Below are 825 nucleotides of genomic sequence, written 5' to 3'. Positions count from 1 at the left end.
CGGTATATGCGGGCGACGTGGGCCTGGATGGCAACGGCGTTGCGCTGTTCATGCTTACTGCGATTCTTGGCGGCGCGCTGCTGCAGTGGCCCCTGGGCCACATCAGCGATGGGCACGATCGGCGCAGTGGTCTGGTGGCGCTCAGCCTGGCCGCCGCCGGCATCGCGGTGGTCGCCTCCCTGCCGATGATCCAGCTGCAGACCCACCTGCTGTTTGGGCTGTTCTTCGTCTACGGCGGGCTGGCGTTCTCGCTGTATCCGTTCGCGGTAGCGCACATGCTCGATTACCTGCCACGTGCGCATCTGTTGTCCGGCTGTTCCAGCCTGTTGCTGGTGCATGGCGTGGGTGCCGCCATCGGCCCGGCGCTGGCGGGCGCGGCGATGCAGCGCTTTGGTCCGGCGGCGCTGCCGCTGTATTTCGCCGTGGTGCTGATGCTGCTGGCGGTGTTCACCACTGCGCGGCTGCTGCGCTTCCAGCGCCTGCGCACGCATCCGGTCGGGTTCCGGCTGATGCTGCGCACCACGCCGTCGGCGCTGGAAATGATGCCCGAGACCGACGCCGAGATCCCGCCCGACACCCCCTCTCCCCTCTCCTCCGATAAGGAAGTGCATTGACTGTATCGACACCCGCCACGCCCACCTCAACCCGTACACCGCTGGCCCCGCCGGCACCGCAGCTGATCCTGGCCACCGATCTGGATGGCACCTTCCTCGCCGGCGACGCCGCCGCGCGCCACCGCCTGTACCGGCTGGTGGACCAGCACCCCGGCATCGCGCTGATCTTCATCACCGGCCGCGGCCTCGAAGCGGTGATGCCGCTGCTCTC

The 825-nt window shown here is 68.5% G+C and carries 2 protein-coding genes; both read left to right on the top strand.

What is annotated here, in order from left to right; translation table 11 throughout:
* Positions 1 to 614: MFS transporter (locus tag ACXJKJ_RS30375; RefSeq protein WP_457395120.1), on the top strand; the 614-nt coding region annotated here is incomplete at its 5' end.
* On the top strand, positions 611 to 825 hold a 215-nt coding region (locus ACXJKJ_RS30370; RefSeq protein ID WP_457395117.1), incomplete at its 3' end, for an HAD family hydrolase. The genes ACXJKJ_RS30375 and ACXJKJ_RS30370, both read left to right, overlap by 4 nt.

Source organism: Roseateles sp. P5_E1, assembly GCF_054049335.1.
The sequence above is the reverse complement of the archived record's forward strand: the minus strand, read 5'-3'. Positions and strand labels throughout refer to the sequence as shown.